We start from the raw sequence: 23,909 nt of genomic DNA, 5'->3' as shown, positions 1-23,909 counted from the left end.
TAAAAAAATACTATGCTTTTTTGCTCCCGGTTGTGAACATTGTCAAGAAACAGCCAAAGAATTGACCGAAATGAAACGAAAAGATAAAAATTTTCCAGCCGTTTCGATAATTTTTATGGATGAAGAAGCCGACAAAATACCCGAATTTTTCAACGTAGCTGGAACAAAATACCCTTACCAAGTAGTAGACATTATCAGTTTTTGGAGTCTTATTGGAAATACAAGAGATACCCCTGGCGTAAAATATCTTTGGAACGGAAATGAAATCCTATTTTATGACGGTATCAATACTAATAAATTCAATGGATTAGAACTAAAGAAATTCGTAAAAAAGAAGTATACTGAACTAAAAAAATAAGTCATGTTAAAAAAAATAATTATGGCAACAACTTGCCTTGTGAGTCTATTCGGTTGTGCACAAAAAGAAGCAACCGCATTTAATAAAGAAGGACTAGAAAATGTAATGGTATCTACCACCAACCAACCCTTATCTTTTGCAGAAATACTGAAAAAATACCAAGGAAAAACAATCGTAATTGACGTTTGGGCTTCTTGGTGTCCCGATTGCATCAAAGGAATGGCTAAAGTAAAATCCCTTCAAGAGCACTATCCAGATGCTGTTTACCTATTCATATCTATGGATAAAACCTACGACGCTTGGTTAAAAGGAATTGAAAAATATGACGTGAAAGGAGAGCATTATTTAACCGCCGATGGTATGAAAGGGGTATTTGGAAAATCAATCGATTTGGACTGGATTCCTAGATATATGGTCGTTGACAAAACAGGAAAAATAGCACTTTACAAAGTCATCGAAGCCGATGATGAAAAATTAATTAAAACTTTAGAATCGTTAAAATAATGAGAAAAAATATTGTAGCTGGAAACTGGAAAATGCACAAAACCCAGAAAGAAACTGTAGCTTTATTAGAAGAAATTATTGCCCAACAAACCAATACGAATGCAGAACTAATTGTTGCTCCAACCTTTGTAAATTTAGCAAAAGCTGTAGAAATTACGCAAGGTAAAGGAATAACTGTTGCCGCTCAAAACATGCACCAAGCAGAAGGTGGCGCGTTCACTGGCGAAATTGCAGCAAGTATGTTAACTGACATCGGAGTAAACACGGTGATTTTAGGACACAGCGAAAGACGTGCCTATTTTCATGAATCGGATGCATTATTAGCGAGCAAAGTTGATACCGCACTTAAGCATGACATGCGTGTGATTTTTTGCTTTGGTGAAGAATTAAAAGACCGCCAAAACGATAATCATTTCAATGTTGTAGAATACCAATTACGCGATGGATTATTTCATATAGACAAGAAAGATTGGACTAATATTGTATTAGCATACGAACCCGTTTGGGCTATTGGAACGGGTGAAACCGCTTCTCCAGATCAAGCACAAGAAATGCATAAATTCATCAGAACTTTGGTCGAAAAAGTATACGGATTTGATATTGCCGATGCGCTTACTATTTTATATGGTGGCAGTGTAAAACCCGAAAATGCCAAAGAAATATTTTCAAAACCCGATGTTGACGGTGGATTGATTGGTGGCGCAGCCTTAAAAGCAGCTGACTTTATAGCTATAGCTAAAGGATTTTGATTTTCAGATTATTCGATTTTCGGATTATAGAACAAGGGAGAAACTGATTTTTAATTTTCATTAATTTATTCAGTCTGTATCCAAAATAATTCCAAAAAAAAGCTCCGATGGTATCGGAGCTTTTTTTTATTATTGATTCATCGAAATTAAAAATTCTTCGTTATTTCGGGTTTTCTTAAATCGGTCGTGAATAAAATCCATGGCTTCTATAGGGTTCATATCAGCAAGATATTTACGCATGATCCACATTCTATGAATGGTATTTTCGTCTAACAATAAGTCATCACGACGCGTACTTGAAGAAACCAAGTCGATCGCTGGAAAAATACGTTTGTTCGCAATTCTTCTGTCCAATTGCAACTCCATATTACCTGTTCCTTTGAATTCTTCAAAGATAACTTCGTCCATTTTTGAACCGGTTTCCGTTAATGCTGTTGCGATGATACTTAACGAACCACCGTTTTCTACATTACGAGCCGCTCCAAAGAAACGTTTTGGCTTTTGCAACGCATTCGCATCTACACCACCACTCAATACTTTTCCTGAAGCTGGTTGCACCGTATTGTAAGCTCTAGCCAAACGAGTGATTGAGTCTAACAATATAACAACATCGTGTCCGCACTCTACCAAACGTTTTGCTTTTTCTAAAACAATATTGGCAATCTTAACATGCTCTTGTGGTTCTCTGTCAAAAGTAGAAGCAATCACTTCTCCTCTTACACTGCGCTGCATGTCGGTAACCTCTTCAGGGCGTTCATCAATAAGTAATACAATTAAATATACTTCGGGATGGTTGGCTGCAATAGCATTCGCTACATCTTTTAACAACATGGTTTTACCCGTTTTTGGTTGGGCCACAATCATGCCACGTTGTCCTTTTCCAATAGGTGAAAACAAATCGATAATTCGGGTAGAAACCGTACTATTTCGATCGGCTAAATTGAACTTTTCAGTTGGAAAAACTGGTGTCAAATGTTCAAATGATATACGATCTCTTACCACTTGTGGGTCGTGACCGTTAATTTTCAATACTTTAACCAATGGAAAATACTTTTCACCTTCTTTAGGAGGACGCACTACACCTTTTACAGTGTCCCCTGTTTTTAATCCAAACAAACGAATTTGAGAAGTCGACAGATAAATATCATCAGGTGATGCCAAGTAATTGTAATCCGACGAACGTAAAAATCCGTATCCATCAGGCATCATTTCTAAAACCCCTTCACTTTCGATGATGCCATCAAATTCATAATCGGGTTCTCTAAAATTTTGTTTTTTGTTTTGATGTGGATTTTTATTTCCGTTTACGTTGTTTCCATTTCCAACTTCAGCCGCATTACTTTTCTTATAATCTGGGTGGTTGGGATTGTTTTGATTGGCCTTAAAATTAGGATTTTTAGGCGTATTTCTATCGTTTTGAACCGTTTCTGCTGAAGGTTCAGCTGCAACTGGTTGTGCTATAGCTTCTGTAGCTGTTTGTGGTAAAGGCTTTTTATTTTTAAACTCCTTGCGGGGCAATTTAGAATTGGGTTTAACGGCTATATCATTTACTTCTCCTTTTGGGTGTGCATTAGCAACACTTTCCTCTAAAATAAGCGTTTCTGTTACTTCTTTCAAAGGTTTTGAAAACAAATCTTTTTTTATTTGTGGGGCCTGAATGCGCTCTTTTTTTGGAGCAATTCGCGCTCTTTTTTCTTTGGGTTGTTCCGCAGCTGGAATTTCAGATTTAATAATTTCAGGCTTAGCTGCTTGCAAATCTAAAATTTGATAGACCAAATCGTCTTTTTTTAAAGAACGGTACTTATTGATCTTAGCTACTTTTGCAATTTCTTGCAAATCAGAGAGTTTCATCTCTTTTAATACTTCAATATCGAACATGGATATATTTTGAATAAAATGGTTGGTTGATTAAAAACAAAAAATGGTAAGATTTTTTTTGTTGTGTAAGATGTCGTAGAATGAAGTACTTACGAATAATACGCTGCAATAGTACGAATAAATTTGGAAATAACAATAGTATAAATAAAAAAGAAATACTATTTTTGCTTTAGTAAAAACGATAAATTCAATGATTCAACGTATTCAAACACTATATATGGTTCTCAGTGCAATAGTAACTGGGGCTTTACCATTTGTTTTTGAATTATGGTCGATACAAACCGAAGCAAAAACGACAGTTGTTTTTGCAAGCGCATCGCCTATTTTTTTGGCGTTATTTGGTTGTGCTACCGTATTGGCCGTGTGGAGTGTTTTTAGTTTTAAAAAGAGACAAAATCAATTTGTTTTGAACAGATTGAACATGATATTTAACTTTATTTTACTAGGATTTTTTGTGTATCGCTCGCTAAATTTATCCGGAGAAACCTTGGTTTCAGAGAAGGGTATTGGGATGTTTCTTCCTGCAATTTCTATCGTTTTATTAGTCTTGGCGAACAAGGCAATAAAAAAGGACGAAGATCTCGTAAAATCTGTGGATCGATTACGATAAACCTATCATCTTAGTTTATTAGTGCGAAGAAAAAATCCGAAGCGAAAGTTTCGGATTTTTTTGTTTTAATAATTGAACATATGAACAACAAATTTTAAAGTTTTAAACTATTTCTTCCCCAATTCAATTACCTCTAAATTCTGAATTTTATCTCCATCAATTTCAAAGCGCAACATCGTTCGCACTTGATGAAAACCATATTTGCCACAAGCACCCGGGTTCATGTGAAGCAAATTCAGTTGTTTGTCAAATTGTACTTTTAAAATATGAGAATGACCACAAATGAACAATTTTGGTGGATTTTGATGTATTTCTGCTCGAATTGCTGGACTATATTTTGTGGGATATCCACCAATATGCGTAATCCAAACGTCTACTCCTTCGCACCAAAAGCGATTGTGCAAAGGAAACTCCATTCGGGCTTTATCATCGTCTATATTACCATAAACCCCTCGAAGTGTTTTTACTTTTTTTAAGGCATCGGTTACTGATAAATCACCAATATCACCCGCATGCCATACCTCATCGGCTTGATTGACATATTTTAAAATAACATAATCCATGTGACTGTGCGTGTCAGATAGCAGTAAGATTTTCTTCATGAAACAAAAATAAGTTTTTATTATCAGAAATTGAACGAAACATTACTTTTGAATTTTGTAAATTTGCAAGACTGAATACAAAAAAAAGAATACTGAACATTATATTTTGAGATATTTCATTGCATTTGCTTACAACGGGAAAAACTTCCACGGATTTCAGAGTCAGCCTGACGCATCGTCGGTACAAGAAACTTTGGAAAAGGCACTTACAACGTTATTACGAGAACCTATAGCTATTGTTGGCGCTGGAAGAACTGATACTGGAGTCCATGCCAAGCAAATGTTTGCGCATTTTGAGACCGAATTAGAATTGGAATCCGATTATTGGTCACACAAATTGAATTCGTTTTTACCGCCTTCGATTGTCATTTACCGTATTTTTTCAGTACATCCAGATGCACATGCGCGTTTTGATGCGACTTCCAGAACCTACGAATATTACATACATACATTTAAAGATGCCTTTATAGTCGATGGCAGCTGGTATCATTCAAATCCGTTGGATATCCAAAAAATGAACGAAGCCAGTAAAATCCTTTTGGAATACGCTGATTTTGAATGTTTTTCCAAAGTACATACCGATGTGAATACGTTTCATTGTAAAATTTCGGAAGCGTATTGGACACAATCCGGAAATCAACTTATCTTTACCATCACAGCCGATCGCTTTTTACGAAATATGGTACGAGCAATTGTGGGCACCCTTATTAACATTGGTTTAGGGAGAATGGAAGTATCCGATTTACATACCATCATTGCAAGCAAAGACCGAGGAAAAGCTGGTTTTTCAGTTCCAGCGCATGGATTATATTTAGTAAAAGTTGCTTATCCATTCATAAAGGAGAGCAAATAGTCAGAAGCAAATAGAAAAATGAAGTTCATAAAATCCAATTCACTTAATAAAGTATTGCACTATGCCAGACCTTATCAAAAAAGGTTCAATTGGGTAATTGTATGGGCTGTATTACTTTCTCTCTTTGCAGCAGCGCGTCCGTATTTATTAAAACAAACGGTTGACGAATACATCAAACCCGAAGACAAACATGGCTTATTAGTATACATCGGTATCATGGCGATCGTATTATTATTAGAAGTGCTGGCGCAATTTTATTTCACCTACTGGGCCAACTGGCTTGGACAAGATATTATTCGTGATTTACGAGACAAATTATTTCATCACATTACGTCATTTAAAATGAAATATTTTGATACCGAACCGGTAGGAAAATTAGTAACGCGTTCGGTTTCCGATATTGAATCTATAGCCAGTATTTTCAGTCAAGGTTTGTTCATGATTGTGAGCGACGTACTAAAGATGATTGTCATTTTGGCTATTATGTTTTTCATGAATTGGAAATTATCGCTTATAGTGCTTTTAGCCATGCCTGTATTACTATTTGCAACCGATATTTTTCAGAAGAAAATGAAAGTTGCCTTTAATGAGGTACGAAATGAAGTAGCTAATTTGAACACCTTTGTTCAGGAACGCTTAACCGGAATGAAAATCGTACAATTATTCAATCGTGAGAACATTGAATTGGAAAAGTTTAAAGATATCAATCAAAAACACAATAAAGCTTGGTTAAAAAACATACTCTATAACTCTATTTTCTTTCCTATAGCCGATATTGTTTCTTCATTAACGCTTGGTGCAATTGTATATTATGCTGGAATTTCGATCATAAACGGATCCTCTCAAAGCACCATTGGCGATTTGTTTGCTTATACCATGCTGATTAACATGTTGTTCAATCCGCTGCGCCAAATTGCAGATAAATTTAACGTCATGCAAATGGGAATTGTTGCGGCTGATCGCGTATTCGAAATATTAGATTCTCAGGAACAGGTTCAAGATAACGGTACAAAAATTGCGTCGCACTTTAAGGGCACGATCCAATTGAAAAATGTTCGTTTTAGTTATCTTGCTGGAGAAGAGGTATTAAAAGGCATTACTTTAGAGGTACAACCAGGCGAAACTATTGCCATTGTTGGTAGTACTGGAGCGGGAAAATCGACCATTATCAATTTATTAAATCGATTTTATGATATTGATTCGGGCGAAATCACCATAGATTATCACAACATAAATGAGTATACCTTAGAAAGCCTTCGAAAGCAAATTGCTATTGTGTTGCAAGACGTTTTTTTGTTCTCAGACACCATTTACAACAATATCACATTACACAACGCTTCCATTTCGCGTGAGGAAGTAATTATTGCCGCTAAGAAAATTGGCGTGCACGATTTCATCATGACATTACCAGAAGGCTATGATTACAATGTAAAAGAACGAGGCGTAATGTTATCTTCTGGGCAACGTCAGTTGATTGCGTTTTTAAGAGCATATGTTAGTAACCCGAGCATTTTGATTTTGGATGAAGCGACCTCTTCTATTGATACCCATTCCGAAGAATTGATTCAAAAAGCTACTGAAACCATCACCAAAGACCGAACTTCTATAGTTATTGCCCATCGCCTGGCCACTATTGTAAATGCAAGTAAAATTATTGTAATGGACCAAGGGCAAATAGTTGAAATCGGCACGCATCAGAAATTATTAGCTCAATCCAATGGTTTTTATAGAAAACTGTACGATTCGCAATTTGCAACTGAATTGGAGTAAAATTACATAACCTGTGTAATGCAAGTGTTAATTGAATGGAGATTTCATTGAATTATAAAATATATCTTTATTGGTGTTGCCTATAATGTTATTGCATTTGAAATTGTTCTTGTCATTGCTATTGATTTAAAATAATTCCTTAAATTCGCAACTGAAATAAAACTGAAAAACTTTATACTAATGAAATACGACATCATCGTTTTAGGAAGTGGCCCTGGTGGTTATGTAACGGCTATTAGAGCTTCACAATTGGGCTTCAAAGTAGCTGTAATTGAAAAAGAAAATTTGGGAGGAATATGTTTGAATTGGGGTTGTATTCCAACGAAAGCTTTATTAAAATCAGCTCAAGTTTTTGATTACTTAAAACATGCTTCAGACTATGGATTAACCGTTAAAGACTTTGATAAAGATTTCAATGCGGTTGTAAAACGTTCTCGTGATGTTGCAGATGGCATGAGTAAAGGTGTTCAATTTTTGATGAAGAAAAATAAAATTGACATTATTGATGGCTTTGGAAAAATAAAACCAGGCAAAAAAGTAGACGTAACGGCTGCCGATGGCAAAGTAACTGAATATTCAGCTGATCATATTATTATTGCAACAGGAGCACGTTCTCGCGAATTGCCTAACTTGCCTCAAGATGGTAAAAAAGTAATTGGTTACCGCCAAGCGATGACCTTGCCAGAGCAACCAAAGAAAATGATTGTTGTAGGATCGGGTGCAATTGGGGTAGAATTTGCGCATTTTTATAATGCCATGGGAACAGAAGTAACGATAGTAGAATTCATGCCAAATATTGTTCCTGTTGAAGACGAAGACATTTCAAAACAAATGGAACGTTCGATGAAAAAAGCAGGTGTTACCATCATGACCAATGCTTCTGTGGATCGTATTGATACTTCAGGAAAAAGTGTTAAAGCCTTTGTAAAAACAGCTAAAGGTGAAGAAGTTTTAGAGGCCGATATCTTATTATCAGCTGTTGGAATTAAAACCAACATTGAAAACATTGGATTAGAAGAAACCGGTATTGCTACCGATAGAGATAAAATTTTAGTAAACGCTTATTACCAAACTAATGTTCCAGGTTATTACGCTATTGGTGATGTAACCCCAGGACAAGCGTTAGCGCACGTAGCTTCGGCAGAAGGTATCTTATGTGTGGAAAAAATTGCAGGATTACACGTAGAAGCATTAGACTATGGAAACATTCCTGGTTGTACGTATGCAACTCCAGAAATTGCTTCGGTAGGGATGACTGAAAAACAAGCAAAAGAAAAAGGCTACGAGTTAAAAATTGGTAAATTCCCTTTCTCTGCTTCAGGTAAAGCAAAAGCCTCAGGAACTCCTGACGGATTTGTAAAAGTTATCTTTGATGCCAAATACGGTGAATGGTTAGGTTGTCACATGATTGGAGCTGGTGTAACCGATATGATTGCTGAAGCAGTAGTAGCCCGTAAACTAGAAACAACCGGCCACGAAATTTTAAAGGCAGTACATCCACACCCTACCATGAGTGAAGCGGTAATGGAAGCCGTAGCTGATGCGTACGGTGAAGTAATTCATATGTAAGTTCGAGGTACGTAGTTTTAAGTACAAAATATATAGAAATCCGATTTGTGAAAACAGGTCGGATTTTTTTATGGAAAATATGTAACTAATTCGTTTTTTATATAACAGTATAAGCTTTAACTAGCTGCACCTTTGTTTCATAAAAACAATAACCATGAAACAAACATACATTTTAGTAACTATAGCGATAGTTTTAGCTACTCTACTAATGCGTTGTGCAAATGACGATTTTCAAGAGACCTCTGGGATTTGTCCGGTAGTCATAGATTCAAATCCTAGTAATTCTGCCATAAACACTCCATTAAATCAAGTCATAACGGTTACTTTTAATGAAGTAATGAATCCTTCAACCATTAATTCCTCCACATTTATTGTGCGTAATGGTTTGGCAATTGCTGGAACTATTTCAACGAACGGGGCTACAGCAACATTTATACCTGCTCAAAATTTAATACCAAATACAACCTATAGCGTACAAATAACCACAGGGGCCAAAGATCCTAGAGGAAATGCATTGCAAGAGGATTACCTTTTTTCTTTTAGTACGGGTGCTATTTTACGGCCACTTGTACTTGCCACAAGCCCATCCCCTAATGAAACTGGAGTCGTGCTAAATAAAGTTGTGAATGCTACTTTTAATATGCCAATGGAACCAACAACTGTAAACACTTCAACCTTTACATTGAAACAAGGAACCACTACTATTTCTGGTATGGTGACTTATTCTGGAAATTCAGCTTATTTTACACCAAATGCCAACTTAATTGGAAATACTATTTACACCGCAACTATAACAACTGGAGCACAAAATATGGCAGGTGTGTCATTAGCATCTAATTACGTTTGGAATTTTACAACAGGTGCTATTGTAGCACCACGCGTAATTTTGACGGATCCTTTTTCCAATGAGACTGGAGTATCAGTAACTAAGGTTGTAACCGCAACTTTTGATATGGCTATGGATCCCGCAACGATAACGACTGCCTCATTTACCTTAAAACAAGGTACGATCTCTATTTTAGGTTCGGTGAACTACAGTGGAAATGTGGCGACTTTTACACCAAACAACCCCCTATTAGCAAATGCTATATTTACCGCTACTATTACATCAGTAGCTAAGAATGTGACAGGTGTTCCACTAGCAAATAATTATATGTGGACCTTTACAACAATTAATAACTCCATAGCTCCCAATTTGGGTTCGGCAGCCCCTTTTGGAGCCTATGGTGGAAATGCAGGGATTACCAATCAAGGCATCAATACGGTAATTCATGGAAGTATTGCCACAACAGCTGCTTCAACATTAATTACCGGTTTTCATGATGCAACTGCCATATATACCGAAACGCCTTTAAATGTAGGAAATGTAACAGGTGCTATTTCAACAGCGCCACCAATGCCAGGAACCGCGACTTCTTTTGCCATAGCTTCACAAGCGTTAGCAGATGCAAATGCTGCATATTTAAGTATTTCACCAGCTTCAATGCCAGGTGGAATTGATCCAGGAGCTGGTGAACTTGGTGGATTAACGTTAGCACCCGGTATTTATAAATCAAACAGCGGTACGTTTACTATTGCAAATGGAAACCTAACACTTGATGCTCAAGGCGACCCGAATGCCGTATGGATTTTCCAAACTGCTGCTGGATTAACCGTTGGAATTGCAGGACCTACAGGAGCTAAAAGTGTAATTTTAATTAATGGTGCTTTATCTAAAAATGTATTTTGGTATGTGGGAAGCACAGCAATCATAAATGGTGCTGGTGGTGGCACAATGGTTGGAACTATTCTTGCCAATTCGGGAGTAACATTTTCAACGGCAGGTAACGCTGTCCAAACTGTTCTAAATGGAAGAGCATTATCTCTAGTTGCCTCTGTGACTATGGTAAATACAACGATTAATGTGCCTCAATAAAAAATAAATTATGAAAACAAATACTATTCCCGCAATTGCAACCGCAGATTATCGATTCCTATCGGTATTTCAAATGCAAACTTTACTCGTAATTACGCTACTAATTTTAGGCCAAAATAACGTAACTGCACAAATAAAAGAATATACACAACCTTCATGGATGTTTGGGGTTGCGGTTGGAACAAATAGCAACTTTTATCGTGGCGCTACCTTTATGTTGAATGAAGGATTTACACCGCCCACTGCATTTCACAACGGACTTGGGATTGGTTTTTTTATTGCCCCAAACATAGAATATCACAAACCAGGCACAAGATTAGGGTTTCAATTTCAAGTGGGCTATGATAGTCGAGAAGGTAAATTCAATCAAGTTACAACGCCCTGTAATTGCCCAGCCGATTTAGAAACAAAACTAAGTTATATCAGCATAGAACCCAGTTTTCGATTGGCTCCATTTAGATCTAATTTATACCTCTATGGCGGACCCAGATTTGCATTCATTCAAAACAAATCATTCACTTACATACAGGGAATAAATCCAGATTATCCACTTCAAGTACAAAATCCAGCAATAAAAAGCGATTTTAGCGCGGTAAATAATACCCTTGTTTCGATGCAAATTGGATTAGGGTACGATATTCCGTTACAATCAACAAATAGCAAAACACAATTTATCTTATCCCCATTTGCTTCCTATCACCCTTATTTTGGACAAAACCCTAGATCAGTTGAAACTTGGAACATCTCAACAGTACGATTTGGTATAGTATTAAAATTTGGCCAAGGTCATCTCATTGAAAAAATAATTGATGAAACAGTATCGTTCTCGATTGTTTCTCCTACCCCATCAACCTACAGTAGAGTTGTTCGTGAGGTTTTTCCAATTCGTAATTATGTTTTTTTCAATTTAAATGATACCGAAATTCCCAATCGTTATATTTTATTGTCTAAAAATGAAGTGACTAATTTTAGATCGGATCAAGTACCCTTTATCATACCGAAAAACATGTCGGGGCGATCAGAACGTCAAATGATTGTTTACTATAATATTTTAAATATTTTAGGTGATCGAATGGTCAAATTTCCCGAAACGAAAATCACATTAGTGGGATCCTCGGAGAATGGACCGCAAGAAGGAATACTGATGGCACAAAACATAAAAAACTATTTGACAACTATTTTTGAGATAAAAGAAAGTCGCATAGCTGTTGAAGGCAGAAACAAACCCGAACACCCATCAGAGACAACCGGTGGAACGCGCGAATTAAAATTATTACGAGAAGGAGATCAAAGAGTTTCAATAGAAAGTGATGCATCGGAATTATTGATGGAATTTCAAACTGGTAAAAACACACCACTAAAACCCATTGAAATCATTCACAATTCTAATGACGATATTGTTTTTAATGTTTTTGGAGCAGAAAAAAACTTAAAATCCTGGTCGGTAGAAATTAGTGACAATTCAGGAAAGATTCAAAAATTTGGTCCCTACAAAACCAAAGAAGTAACTATTTCAAGAACAAGTATAACAAACACCTTCGAAAAAAGTGACTACAAAGTAAAAATGACAGGAATTACAAATTCAGGTAAAACAATTTACCAAGAAAGTTCCATGAACTTAACCCCTTTGATAATTCCAGTAATCCAAGAAAGCATACGATTTAGTATCATCTATGAATTTAACGAATCCAAATCCATTGCCATTTATGAAACGTATTTAACAAAAATTGTAACGCCAAAAATCCCAAAAAACAGTACGGTTACCATTACAGGGCACACCGATATAATTGGCGCTACCGATTACAACCAAGAATTATCCCTGGCTCGAGCAAATGATGTTAAAAGTATTTTAGAGAAAAGTCTTGCCGCTTTAGGAAGAACCGATGTGCAATTCAAAATCCGTGGCGAAGGAGAAAATCAAAAATTAGTACCGTTTGAAAACAACTATCCCGAAGAACGATTTTACAATCGAACTGTGGTTATTGATATCACACAATAAAAAAAACATAAAGTAACTTATGATATGAAAATCAATTAACGCTAAATTTGTTTAACTTTTATTTAAAAATATAAAACAAATTAATAATTTTGTAACAATTATTATCAATTAACGCATGAAAAAGTTTATTTATATAGTAGTTATTGGATTATTGCATGTCATTTCAATACATTGTTCGTATTCTCAACAAGTAATAAAATTGATTGGCTTTACTTCTAATGGTCAAACTGTTGATAACCTCGTCAAATGGAATGCTGGTCAAACAAATTTCACAAATGTGATTCCAGTAGATTATGTTGGTGTTTTGGGAGGCTCTTCAATATATAATTCAAATAATGGAGAGTACTATTCAAGGATTCTACTAAATGAAAATAATGACTATGTTAGTAAGATGCTAAAATATAACACACAAAATAATACTATTACATTAAACGAAGTAACTAGTGTTAATAATGGATCGGGAGAAGTTGATATGCAAAATGGTTTTCTTTATTCTTATGATGCTGATCAAGAGAATAATGTATTTTTAAATCGCTACAGTCCAACAACACAGTTATCAACAAATTTGGGTTATTATAATAGTAATGATTTAGGAATTTTATTTCCAGATGGAAGTTGCTATGATTCAGACAACAAAATTTACTATTTTATTACACAAGTTGAAAATGCAAAAAAATTAGTCAAATCGACAATTACAACTAATGGCTTTTCATATAATGTTACCCCTTTGGCTGGACCAAATATCATTGGAAATATTGGTTTAGAATACAGTAATGAACAAAATAATATTTATATCATCTACCCACAATTTAATTCAAACACTAGTACTTCTACGTTAAATGTAGGTATATTAAATTCTGAAACTGGAATGGTTTCTAACTTAGTAAATATAGTAGAAGTTACAGGACTTCAGGTTTTCAATAGAACCTACGATCAAGCAACTGAAACATTGGTTTTTATTGCTATTGATTTAAATAACCAACAACGATTATATAGATACAATACAATTACTAACCAGCTCGTAAGTGACGCTTTGCCACCGAACACAATAATTGAAATTGAAGCTGACAATTACGACTACGCGCTATCACGTTTTAGTTCGTTGGGTAATAATAATAATTTCAAATTCACAACTGTATATCCAAACCCTACTAAAGAAATGATTACAGTTCAATTAAATTGCGATAGTTCATCCTACGAAATTTTTGATTTGTCTGGAAAATCGGTACTTAAAGGAACTATCCAAAATGGACAATCAATTAAAGTCAACCAATTGCATAAAGGCGCTTACCTACTTAATTTAAGCTCTGAAACTATGAATGAAAATAAAATTATCTTTATTGAGTAAATGGTTTCCTAATCGGAAACACCATTGGAAGCAATAAATTATATTTTTAAAATTTCTCTTGCACCAATTTCAAAACCAATTCAAACTGCTCGGTTTTACTCATCGCTGAATTGTCAATTTCAATGGCATCAGCTGCCTTCACTAAAGGCGAATCATCCCTGTGTGTATCGATATAATCGCGTTCTTCCACGTTATGTATCACTTCCTCAAAAGTAACGTGTTGACCTTTCGCAATCAATTCATCAAAACGGCGTTGGGCTCTGGTTTTGGAACTGGCGTTCATGAATAATTTTAGTTCGGCTTCTGGAAAAACAACGGTACCTATATCTCTTCCATCCATTACAATTCCTTTGTCTTGGCCCATGGCTTGTTGTTGTTCAACCAATTTAGCGCGCACTTCAGATACTTCGGCTACTTTGCTCACCATGCGAGATACTTCAATGGTTCTAATTTGCGTTTCGATGTTTTCGTTGTTCAAATATATTTCAGCAAATCCTAAAGTAGAATTGAATTGAAAGCGTAAATTGATATTTGGTAATTCAGCTATCAATCCTAATTTATCTAAATGCGTTTCTGAAACTAAATTGTGTTGCATGGCAAAATACGCTACCGCACGATACATCGCCCCTGTATCTACATAGACGTAACCCAATGCTGCAGCCAATTGCTTTGCTAACGTACTTTTTCCAGTTGACGAGAAACCGTCAATTGCTATGGTGATTTTTTTCATATTTTTTGCCACAAAGACGCTAAGGCGCTAAGTTTTATATTATTAATTTACAGCTTTTTTAAACATATAAGTGATATAATTTTTTTTAAGTAATACTTTGTATATAATAAAGTTCATTTAAGTTATTCACTCCAAACTCCTTACTAATCACTCCAAACTCCCTTCTTTAGTTCAAATCAATCATTAAGCCAAATAAACTCGTATTGGCTGCCAAGGTGTATCTCGAATAGGAATAATCAAATTTAATTTTTCCGATTCGGAGACCAAAACCAACTGAAATACCTGAAAAATGACGTTGTTCTATAATGCGAAGTTCTTCACCTCTCCTAAAATTATACCCCAATCGTATGTTGAATCCCTTCTCGGGAAATAATTCGGCACCCAAAATAAGGTGTCGCAGTGCATTATTGAAAAACGATACCTTTTCTTCTTGTGTACTACCATCTAAGCTTCCTTGTGCTCTATTGGGATTGGAAAACCCGATATTCCATTGTTGTAAATTTTCAAACGTCATGTGCCAACGAATGGGCACGTTTTCTAGCAATTGTGAAATACCCGCATCAATAGAAAGGGGTAATTTTTCACGGGTATCAGCATAAGGCGTGATTTGTGCACCTAGGTTACGCACAGCCAACCCATAATTGATGTCGTTTTGTGTATCTACATACAAAAGACCTAAATCTACCGCTGCACCCCACGAATTATAACTTTCTAATGTTGACGAAATCAATTTAGCATTCACGCCCATATACATATCTGTCCAAGGCAAATTGTATGCATATCCCAAAGACAAAGCGGCTTCACTACCTGTAAAATCTGAAGTAGGATTCCCCAATTCATCCCTTCCATCAAAAGAACCGTAATTGATGTAACTCACGCCCGCGTGAAACGTTTGCAAATGTTTGTCATACGTATAGGCATAGGCAGCAGTCCCATAGGTTACTTCACCATAATAATTCCCAAAATTAGTCGACAAACGGTTGCTCATTTTCTCATTAATCGTTGCCGGATTATAAAAAGCCTGATTGACATCATAATCTACTACAGTAACCGTTTTACCACCCAAAGCTGCCTGTCTAGCAGATTGTGCCAAATTTAAAAACTGATATACATATTTACCTCCTATTTGACTATAAACTGTAGTCGAAAGGAAAAACATAATATAGAATATCGCTTTTTGTAGCATGATGCGGAGTTAACTAATTGATAACGCAACTGCGAAGATAAAATTATATTGATTAGGAAACAAAAAGAACCCCCAATATTAATTGAGGGTTCTTAATATTTCAGTTCAAGATTGCTTACTGTTTTGCTTCAACAGTTTTGGCGTTTTTTACCTTTTGATTCGTAATGGCAATATCCAAAACGTCACTCATTTTATCCACATAATGAAAGGTTAACCCGTCAATATAATCGGGCTTAATTTCTTCGATATCACGCTTGTTTTCTCGGCATAAAATAATTTCCTTAATGTTGGCGCGTTTAGCCGCCAATATCTTTTCTTTAATACCACCCACGGGCAATACTTTTCCTCGAAGGGTAATTTCACCTGTCATGGCAATGTTTTTTTTGATTCTTTTTTGTGTAAAAGAAGAAACCATTGAAGTCAACATCGCTATACCGGCACTGGGTCCATCTTTTGGAGTGGCACCTTCCGGCACGTGAATATGAATATTATACTGGTTCAACACTTCGGGATCGATACCCAACTGTTCGGCATTCGAACGAATATATTCCAAAGCTATAGTAACCGACTCCTTCATCACAGTTCCTAAATTTCCAGTCATGGTCATGGTGCCTTTCCCTTTTGAAATTAAGGATTCTATAAATAAGATATCACCTCCTACTGAAGTCCAAGCCAATCCCGTAACCACACCAGCAATTTCATTATTTTCATATTTATCGCGTTCCATTCGAGGCGATTTTAATACGGCTAAAATATCTTCATCACTAACTTTAATATTATAGGATTGCTCCATGGCAATTGATTTTGCCGCATGACGCACCACTTGAGCTATTTTTTTCTCCAAACCACGCACTCCCGATTCACGCGTATAGCCTACTACAATTCTTTCCAATTGTTTTTTGCCAATTTGCAAGTCTTTTGCCGATAAACCATGTTCTTTTAATTGCTTGGGCAATAAATGGTTTTTGGCAATTTCGATTTTTTCTTCAATGGTATAGCCCGTCATTTCAATAATTTCCATTCGATCGCGTAAAGCAGGTTGTATGGTTGACAAACTATTTGACGTAGCTATGAACATTACTTTCGATAAATCATAGCCTAATTCCAAGAAATTATCATGAAACTCTTTATTTTGCTCTGGATCCAAAACTTCTAACAAAGCTGAAGAAGGATCCCCGTTATGACTGGTAGACAATTTATCAATTTCATCTAACACAAAGACTGGATTAGATGTTTTTGCCTTTTTAATATTTTGCAATATGCGTCCAGGCATGGCTCCAATATAGGTTTTACGGTGACCACGAATTTCAGCTTCATCGCGCAAACCTCCCAAAGACATGCGAATATACTCTCTTCCTAAAGCCTCAGCAACCGATTTTCCAATAGAAGTTTTTCCCACACCTGGAGGGCCATATAAACACAAAATTGGCGATTTCATATCGTTACGCAATTTCAAAACAGCTAAATGCTCAATGATGCGTATCTTCACATCTTCAAGACCATAATGATCCCGATCTAAAATCTTTTGAGCACGTTTCAAATCGAAATTATCTTTGGTAAATTCATTCCAAGGCAATTCAAGAAACAATTCGATATAATTGCGTTGGATACCAAAATCTGGTGAGTTTGGATTAGTGCGTTGTAATTTTGACAATTCTTTTTCAAAATGTTTTGCCGTAGTTTCGTCCCATTTCTTTTGCAATCCTTTAGCACGCATTTCTTCAATTTCAGCTTCATAAGAAACACCGCCCAGTTCTTCCTGTATGGTTTTCATTTGTTGCTGTAAGAAATACTCGCGTTGCTGTTGGTCCAAATCAAAACGAACTTTCGATTGAATATCGTTACGAACTTCTAATTTTTGAAGTTCTAGATTCATAAATCGCAGCGTTTCTAATGCTCTGTCTTTCAAATTTTTAATTGATAACAATTGCTGCTTTTCTTCCACTGACAAATTCATGTTAGACGAAACAAAATTGATCAAAAACGGATTGCTTTCTATGTTCTTTATGGCAAAAGTAGCTTCCGTAGGAATGCTTGGACTTTCCTTAATAATTTGAATGGCCAACTCTTTAATGGATTCGATAATGGCTTTAAATTCTACATTTTTAGCATCGGGACGTTCTTCTGTAACTTCTTTTATTGAAGCGCGAAAATAAGGTTCCTCTTGTGTAAAAGCATCAATTTCAAAGCGTTTTTTACCTTGTAGAATTACAGTCGTATTGCCATCAGGCATTTTTAAGACGCGCATGATGCGTGCCACGGTACCAATGTGATGCACATCATTTGGCGTAGGCTCCTCTACATTTTCATCTTTTTGAGCTACTACCCCAATGATTTTCCCTTTTGCATTGGCATCATTGATTAATTTGATGGATTTGTCTCTACCCGCTGTAATTGGAATGACTACACCAGGAAACAACACAGTATTGCGCAACGGAAGAATAGCAATGTCTTTCGGTAATTCCTCATTATTCATTTCCTCTTCGTCTTCCGGAGTCATCAACGGAATTAATTCAGAATCAGGATCCATTTCTTGAAGTGACAAATTGTCAAGGGCAAGTATTTTATGATGTGGCATAGGATAAATAGGGTCTTTTTGTCAGTAACTATATTATTTATTCATGATTTAATTCGCAAAAATACAAGCTATTCAATTGATTATCAATGATAAAAACAATTTATTCAAGTAGTAATGCAGTAAGAGTATTCAAGATGCATGCCACAAAAAATCCCGAACATACATTCGGGATAATTAAATATTTTATTTTCAATTATTATTGCATACGAATCGCTTCAAATGAGCCTTCAGTAATTACAATCGTTTGTAAGCTACCTACTTGTCGCATTGAGCCAGAAAATGTTCCCTTAACACGACCTGTTAAATTTCCAGTAATCGCTGTATTATTGGATAATTCTGTAATATTTACAGTAATAGATTGCCCACTAACTGTCCCATAACTTAAAGACGAAGAAAGTGTTAATACAGCAGCGTTGTTTACACTACTTCCATCTAAAGTAAAAGTACCCGTTCGAATATCAGGCATCGTTAATCCTAAATATAATTCATTTGTAGTAGTATTATTTGATTTACTGAGAACTACCACACCATTTGGATTACCATCTGTTGCATTTTGATCATCTTTAGAATAATTAGAAATACCATTAGTTGAGCTAATTGTACCGCTCCACTCATAAAGGACTCCATCAACTTTACAACTCCAACGTAATGCTCCAGAAGAACCTCCACCATTAGCTGCAGGATCTATAGCAGGATCTATTGGCTCATTACTACAAGAGTTCAAAATAAATGGTATAGCAATTAAAACTAAAAATGAGATGCGTTTTATGAGTTTCATAAATTATAATATTAAGACTTCAAATATAAAACTAAATTTTACTTTTTGGCACTCTAAGAAGTAAAAGTAATCCAACCACAAAAAATAAAATTAAAAATAAAATAGCATTTTGAATACGTCCGGTAATTTCAGCAACAAAACCATAGGTAAACATACCAAATACGATTCCTATTTTTTCAGCTACATCATAAAAACTAAAAAAGGATGTAGTATCTTTTGACTCCGCAGGGATCAATTTTGAATATGTGGAGCGAGATAAAGACTGTATGCCCCCCATCACTAATCCCACACAAAAGGCAGCTATATAAAAGTCATTAGGCGTGATTATAAAATAAGCATAAGCGCATATCAGTATCCATAAAAAATTCAAAAATACCAATACTCCTATATTGCCATATTTTTCAACCAATTTAGACGTAATCCAAGCACCAAAAATAGCCACTAATTGTATCACTAAAATACTTACAATGAGCCCTATTGTACGTTTGCTATCACTACCCCACTGCACTTCCTTTTCTCCAAAATAAGCCGCAATCAACATAATAGTTTGCACTGCCATACTGTAAACAAAAAAAGCGGTCAAGTAGCGTTTTAAGGGTTGGATTTGTTGTATAAGCCGTCCGACTTTTTGAAGTTCTAAAAACCCATTAAACAGAATATCCCAATGGAGCTTATTGTTGTTTTTAAAATTGGGCAAATACTTGTAAGTATACTGGCTAAATCCTAACCACCAAATACCCACCAACAAGAAAGAAAAACGCATCATCTGTATGGCTTGATTTTCGGGCACCAACAAAACCATAGCCAAACAAATTAATAATAAGATAACACTACCGATATAGCCCAAACTATAGCCCTTTGCACTTACTCGATCTTGTTGATCTTTAGGTGCAATGTCGGGTAAATATGAATTGTAAAATACTAAACTCCCCCAAAATCCAATGAGCGCAAATAGATACGATAGTAAACTGAACCACAAATTTTCTAACGAAAAAAAGTACAAACTCATACACGAAAGCGAACCGAGGTAACAAAAGAATTTCATAAACGATTTCTTGTTTCCTAAATAATCGGCGATTCCAGACAACAATGGTGAAATTACCGCAATGATTAAAAACCCAAAAGCAGTTGCGTAAGGTATCAAGGCTTCACTTTGTATCGAAAATCCAGCAAACGCTATTTCATCTGTTCCTTTTTGCCGAAAAAGCGCCCCATAAAATATGGGGAAAATAGTCGAAGCGATTACTAATGAATAGACCGAATTGGCCCAATCATAAAATGACCAAGCAAATACTAATTTTGGTGATCCCTTTGCTAAATATTTCATGTAAAATAACTCCAAAACTTGAGTTGGAATTCAAATATAACATATTATTTTTTATTCAAAAGAAGTTTGATTCGTTTTTAATAGTTGTAAATTGCGTCAAAATTACGAACATGTCAAAAAATAAAACCAAAGCTTCAGGTGGTCAGCCAATTCCAAAAATTATCATTGGGATGGCACAATTTTTACAAGTCGTATCGCCCAAATTAACAACATTATTTGCTGCTAAATTATTTACGACACCTATAAAACACAAAATGCCCAAAAGAGAATTGGCTATGGATCAAAACAGCCAACAATACACACTTTGGGTACCAGCCATTCATAAAGAAATTGTAATGTATACTTATGGATCGGGAGCTAAAAAAATACTATTAGTTCATGGTTGGTCTGGAAGAGGAACCCAATTGGTTAAAATTGCAGATGAATTGATTAAAAAAGGATTTATGATCATTAGTTTTGATGCCCCTGCTCACGGGAAATCAAAAGGTAATTTTTCGATCATGACCGAATTTATTGCTTCCATACTCGAACTAGAAAAAATACAAGGTCCGTTTGAATATGCAATTGGTCATTCCCTTGGAGGCATGTCGGTCTTAAATGCAATCCAACAAAAATTAATCGTAAAAAAAGCAATTACTATTGGAAGTGGCGATATCATTCAAGACATCATTGATGATTTTATTCACAAATTGAAATTAAAACCTATTTTTGGCTTGCATTTAAAAAATCATTTTGAAACAAAGTTTGGCGGTAAAATGGACGATTATTCTGCATACAAAGCCGCTGAAAACATCAACATCCCCGTTTTAGTCATTCACGATGCAGACGACGCAGATGTTTCCGTGCAATCGGCCTACCATATTGAAAAACACTTGAAAGAAGGCGAATTATTTATTACCGAAGGTTTGGGGCATCGAAAAATCTTAGGGGATGACGCCGTAATTGAAAAGATTAATAGTTTTCTTACCTAAAAAAAGCCTAACAAATGTTAGGCTTTTTTTTAAATTATATTCCAGCAATTTTTTTTAACTCTTCTACAAATCGCTGGGCTAATGCATCAGCTTCACTTTGAGTAGGAGCTTCCGTATAAATACGAATGATGGGTTCTGTATTTGACTTTCGCAAATGCACCCATTGGGTTGGAAAATCAATTTTAACACCATCAATAGTGGTTATATTCTCCGACTTATAGGTTTCGGTCAATGCCGCTAAAACAGCATCAACATCAATTTGAGGTGTTAACTCAATTTTATTTTTACTCATAAAATATTGCGGAAAACCGGCTCTAATTTCGGCAACAGTTTTTTTCTGATGTGCTAAATAGGTCAAAAACAAAGCGACTCCAACCATACTATCTCTTCCATAATGAGAAGAAGGATAGATGATTCCTCCATTTCCTTCCCCACCGATAATGGCATTTGTTTTCTTCATCAATTCGACTACGTTTACCTCGCCTACTGCACTAGCTTGATAGGTCCCGCCATGTTTTTCAGTAATATCACGTAACGCTCGAGAAGACGACATATTTGATACAGTATTACCCGGTGTTTTTGACAACACATAATCTGCAACTGCTACCAAAGTGTATTCCTCACCAAACATTTCGCCGTCGTTTGAAATAAAAGCCAAACGATCTACATCGGGATCAACTACAATTCCGAAGTCAGCTTTTTCAGCTACAACCAATTTGCAAATATCACCCAAATGTTCTTTTAAGGGTTCTGGATTGTGTGGAAAATTTCCGTTGGGCTCGCAATACAATTTCACCACTTCAACCCCCATTTGTTCTAATAAATTGGGAATAATAATACCGCCCGATGAATTCACACCATCTACTACAACTTTGAATTTCTTTGTTTTAACTAATGCAGCATCAACTAAGGGCAATTCGAGTACCTCATCAATATGAATATCCATGTAGGCATTGTTTTCTGTTACTTCCCCTAAATGATCTACTTCAGAAAAATTAAAAGCTTCTTTTTCAGCAATTTCTAAAATAATCTCGCCTTCTTTACCGCTCAAAAACTCCCCTTTTTCATTCAACAATTTTAAAGCATTCCATTGTTTTGGATTGTGAGAAGCAGTTAATATAATTCCACCATCTGCTTTTTCTAATGGCACGGCAATTTCAACGGTAGGCGTAGTGGATAACCCTAAATCAATGACATCAATTCCCAAACCCACTAACGTATTCATCACTAAATTATGAATCATGGGTCCCGAAATTCGTGCATCCCTACCAATGACAACTTTTAGTCGTTCATTGCCTTTCGCAGCATGTCTTGTTTTTAAAAATGTTCCGTATGCCGATGCAAATTTCACGGCATCAACTGGGGTTAAATTTTCCCCCACACCGCCACCTATTGTGCCTCGAATTCCTGATATTGATTTTATTAATGTCATGATTTGTATTAATTTTGAACTACAAATATAAAAGATGTAGGTCGCAATGGCACAACAACGCAACTATTTTTTTATAATTACATAAAGAACTTAAAATTAGATGAACTTTAGTTACGCTATATCCGAAGATTTTCAAAAGGCCTCAAATGCAGTATTGGCGGTTCCAATGGCAAACTATTTGAAAAACAATTTTACATTTTTCGGCATTAATACCGAGGAAAGAAGAACTATTTTCAAGAAAAATTACGAAGAACATAAACTAGAAATCAAGTCAAACTTCAGAGAAATTGCTTGGGAATTATTTCAAAAGCAAGAACGCGAATTTCACCACTGTGCTATCGATTTGTTACGGAAAGAATTTAAAAACAATTACCGACTTGAAGACATTCAATTCATCGAAAAACTAATCACAACGCATTCCTGGTGGGATACTGTTGATACCCTTGCCAAATATCAATTAGGAGGCTTTTTAAAACAATTCCCACAAGAAACCGATGCGGTAATAGGGCGTTTTTCATTGGCTTCAAACCTATGGCTGAATCGAAGTGCTATCTTGTTCCAATTGAGTTATAAAGAGAATACTAATTTTGATCTCTTGAAATCGGAATGCGAAAAACACAAACACTCCAAGGAGTTTTTCATTCAAAAAGCTATAGGTTGGGCATTACGCGATTACAGTCGTTTCAATCCAGCAGGGGTTAAAGCATTTGTTTTATCTGCACAATTAAAGCCTTTAAGTACAAGAGAAGCTT

20 protein-coding genes are annotated in these 23,909 nt (G+C 35.7%); 12 read left to right on the top strand and 8 right to left on the bottom strand.

The genetic code is table 11. From position 1 onward, the window contains the following. From ACIQ6Z_RS04520 to tpiA, 3 genes are all read left to right on the top strand, one after another. Positions 1-358, top strand: a 358-nt coding sequence (locus ACIQ6Z_RS04520; protein WP_396209745.1) for a TlpA family protein disulfide reductase, incomplete at its 5' end; no start/stop codon positions are given. 21 nt (positions 359-379) lie between these two features. Next, a complete protein-coding gene (locus ACIQ6Z_RS04515) occupies positions 380-862 on the top strand; it encodes a redoxin family protein (protein ID WP_396209744.1) in 483 nt (160 codons plus the stop codon). After that, positions 862-1,611: a triose-phosphate isomerase gene (gene tpiA, locus ACIQ6Z_RS04510; RefSeq protein ID WP_396209743.1), complete on the top strand. Its 750-nt coding sequence runs from the start codon at positions 862-864 to the stop codon at positions 1,609-1,611. Before ACIQ6Z_RS04515 ends, tpiA begins: the two co-directional genes overlap by 1 nt. Before the next feature lie 129 nt (positions 1,612-1,740). Here the strand turns inward: tpiA and rho are convergent, their stop codons facing one another. After that, on the bottom strand, positions 1,741-3,489 hold the full coding sequence (rho, locus tag ACIQ6Z_RS04505) for a transcription termination factor Rho (RefSeq protein WP_396209742.1): 1,749 nt from the start codon (positions 3,487-3,489) through the stop codon (positions 1,741-1,743). 190 nt (positions 3,490-3,679) lie between these two features. Here rho and ACIQ6Z_RS04500 point away from each other — a divergent pair, with 190 nt between their 5' ends. After that, entirely contained in the window at positions 3,680-4,099 is a 420-nt protein-coding gene (locus tag ACIQ6Z_RS04500; protein ID WP_396209741.1) for a DUF4293 domain-containing protein, read from the top strand. Between the two features lie 107 nt (positions 4,100-4,206). On the opposite strand, the gene ACIQ6Z_RS04495 is transcribed toward ACIQ6Z_RS04500, so the two are convergent. After that, the gene (locus ACIQ6Z_RS04495) at positions 4,207-4,701 is read right to left on the bottom strand and encodes a metallophosphoesterase family protein (protein WP_396209740.1); all 495 of its coding nucleotides are present in this window, start codon (positions 4,699-4,701) and stop codon (positions 4,207-4,209) included. A gap of 106 nt (positions 4,702-4,807) precedes the next feature. On the opposite strand from ACIQ6Z_RS04495, the gene truA reads away from it, so the two are divergent. From truA to ACIQ6Z_RS04465, 6 genes are all read left to right on the top strand, one after another. Next, on the top strand, positions 4,808-5,554 hold the full coding sequence (gene truA / locus ACIQ6Z_RS04490; protein ID WP_396209739.1) for a tRNA pseudouridine(38-40) synthase TruA: 747 nt from the start codon (positions 4,808-4,810) through the stop codon (positions 5,552-5,554). A gap of 18 nt (positions 5,555-5,572) precedes the next feature. Continuing rightward, positions 5,573-7,324, top strand: a complete 1,752-nt coding sequence (locus ACIQ6Z_RS04485; RefSeq protein ID WP_396209738.1) for an ABC transporter ATP-binding protein — start codon at positions 5,573-5,575, stop codon at positions 7,322-7,324. 180 nt (positions 7,325-7,504) lie between these two features. Beyond that, a complete protein-coding gene (gene lpdA, locus ACIQ6Z_RS04480; RefSeq protein ID WP_396209737.1) occupies positions 7,505-8,893 on the top strand; it encodes a dihydrolipoyl dehydrogenase in 1,389 nt (462 codons plus the stop codon). Between the two features lie 154 nt (positions 8,894-9,047). Next, positions 9,048-10,808, top strand: coding sequence for an Ig-like domain-containing protein (locus tag ACIQ6Z_RS04475; RefSeq protein ID WP_396209736.1), 1,761 nt, complete (start codon positions 9,048-9,050; stop codon positions 10,806-10,808). Positions 10,809-10,818: 10 nt separating this feature from the next. Beyond that, entirely contained in the window at positions 10,819-12,807 is a 1,989-nt protein-coding gene (locus ACIQ6Z_RS04470; RefSeq protein ID WP_396209735.1) for an OmpA family protein, read from the top strand. Positions 12,808-12,922: 115 nt separating this feature from the next. Further along, positions 12,923-14,155: a T9SS type A sorting domain-containing protein gene (locus ACIQ6Z_RS04465; RefSeq protein ID WP_396209734.1), complete on the top strand. Its 1,233-nt coding sequence runs from the start codon at positions 12,923-12,925 to the stop codon at positions 14,153-14,155. Positions 14,156-14,201: 46 nt separating this feature from the next. Here the strand turns inward: ACIQ6Z_RS04465 and cmk are convergent, their stop codons facing one another. The 5 genes from cmk to ACIQ6Z_RS04440 form a co-directional block, all read right to left on the bottom strand. Beyond that, positions 14,202-14,885 (bottom strand): (d)CMP kinase, encoded by a 684-nt coding sequence (cmk, locus tag ACIQ6Z_RS04460; protein WP_396209733.1) that lies wholly within the window; start codon positions 14,883-14,885, stop codon positions 14,202-14,204. 166 nt (positions 14,886-15,051) lie between these two features. Next, the gene (gene porQ / locus ACIQ6Z_RS04455) at positions 15,052-16,071 is read right to left on the bottom strand and encodes a type IX secretion system protein PorQ (protein ID WP_396209732.1); all 1,020 of its coding nucleotides are present in this window, start codon (positions 16,069-16,071) and stop codon (positions 15,052-15,054) included. Positions 16,072-16,186: 115 nt separating this feature from the next. Beyond that, positions 16,187-18,649 carry an endopeptidase La gene (gene lon / locus ACIQ6Z_RS04450; RefSeq protein ID WP_396209731.1) on the bottom strand — a complete coding sequence of 821 codons (2,463 nt, stop codon included), beginning with the start codon at positions 18,647-18,649 and terminating at the stop codon, positions 16,187-16,189. Between the two features lie 196 nt (positions 18,650-18,845). Further along, a complete protein-coding gene (locus ACIQ6Z_RS04445; protein ID WP_396209729.1) occupies positions 18,846-19,427 on the bottom strand; it encodes a hypothetical protein in 582 nt (193 codons plus the stop codon). 31 nt (positions 19,428-19,458) lie between these two features. Next, positions 19,459-20,754 (bottom strand): MFS transporter, encoded by a 1,296-nt coding sequence (locus ACIQ6Z_RS04440; RefSeq protein WP_396209728.1) that lies wholly within the window; start codon positions 20,752-20,754, stop codon positions 19,459-19,461. A 110-nt stretch (positions 20,755-20,864) separates the two neighbouring features. On the opposite strand from ACIQ6Z_RS04440, the gene ACIQ6Z_RS04435 reads away from it, so the two are divergent. Further along, on the top strand, positions 20,865-21,725 hold the full coding sequence (locus tag ACIQ6Z_RS04435) for an alpha/beta hydrolase (RefSeq protein ID WP_396209727.1): 861 nt from the start codon (positions 20,865-20,867) through the stop codon (positions 21,723-21,725). A gap of 34 nt (positions 21,726-21,759) precedes the next feature. Here ACIQ6Z_RS04435 and glmM read toward each other — a convergent pair whose 3' ends face one another. Then, the gene (glmM, locus tag ACIQ6Z_RS04430) at positions 21,760-23,157 is read right to left on the bottom strand and encodes a phosphoglucosamine mutase (RefSeq protein ID WP_396209726.1); all 1,398 of its coding nucleotides are present in this window, start codon (positions 23,155-23,157) and stop codon (positions 21,760-21,762) included. Positions 23,158-23,257: 100 nt separating this feature from the next. Here glmM and ACIQ6Z_RS04425 point away from each other — a divergent pair. Next, positions 23,258-23,909, top strand: a 652-nt coding sequence (locus tag ACIQ6Z_RS04425; RefSeq protein ID WP_396209724.1) for a DNA alkylation repair protein, incomplete at its 3' end; no start/stop codon positions are given.

The organism is Flavobacterium sp. (assembly GCF_044376915.1).
GTDB lineage: Bacteria > Bacteroidota > Bacteroidia > Flavobacteriales > Flavobacteriaceae > Flavobacterium.
This window is presented reverse-complemented; position numbering and strand designations above follow the sequence as displayed.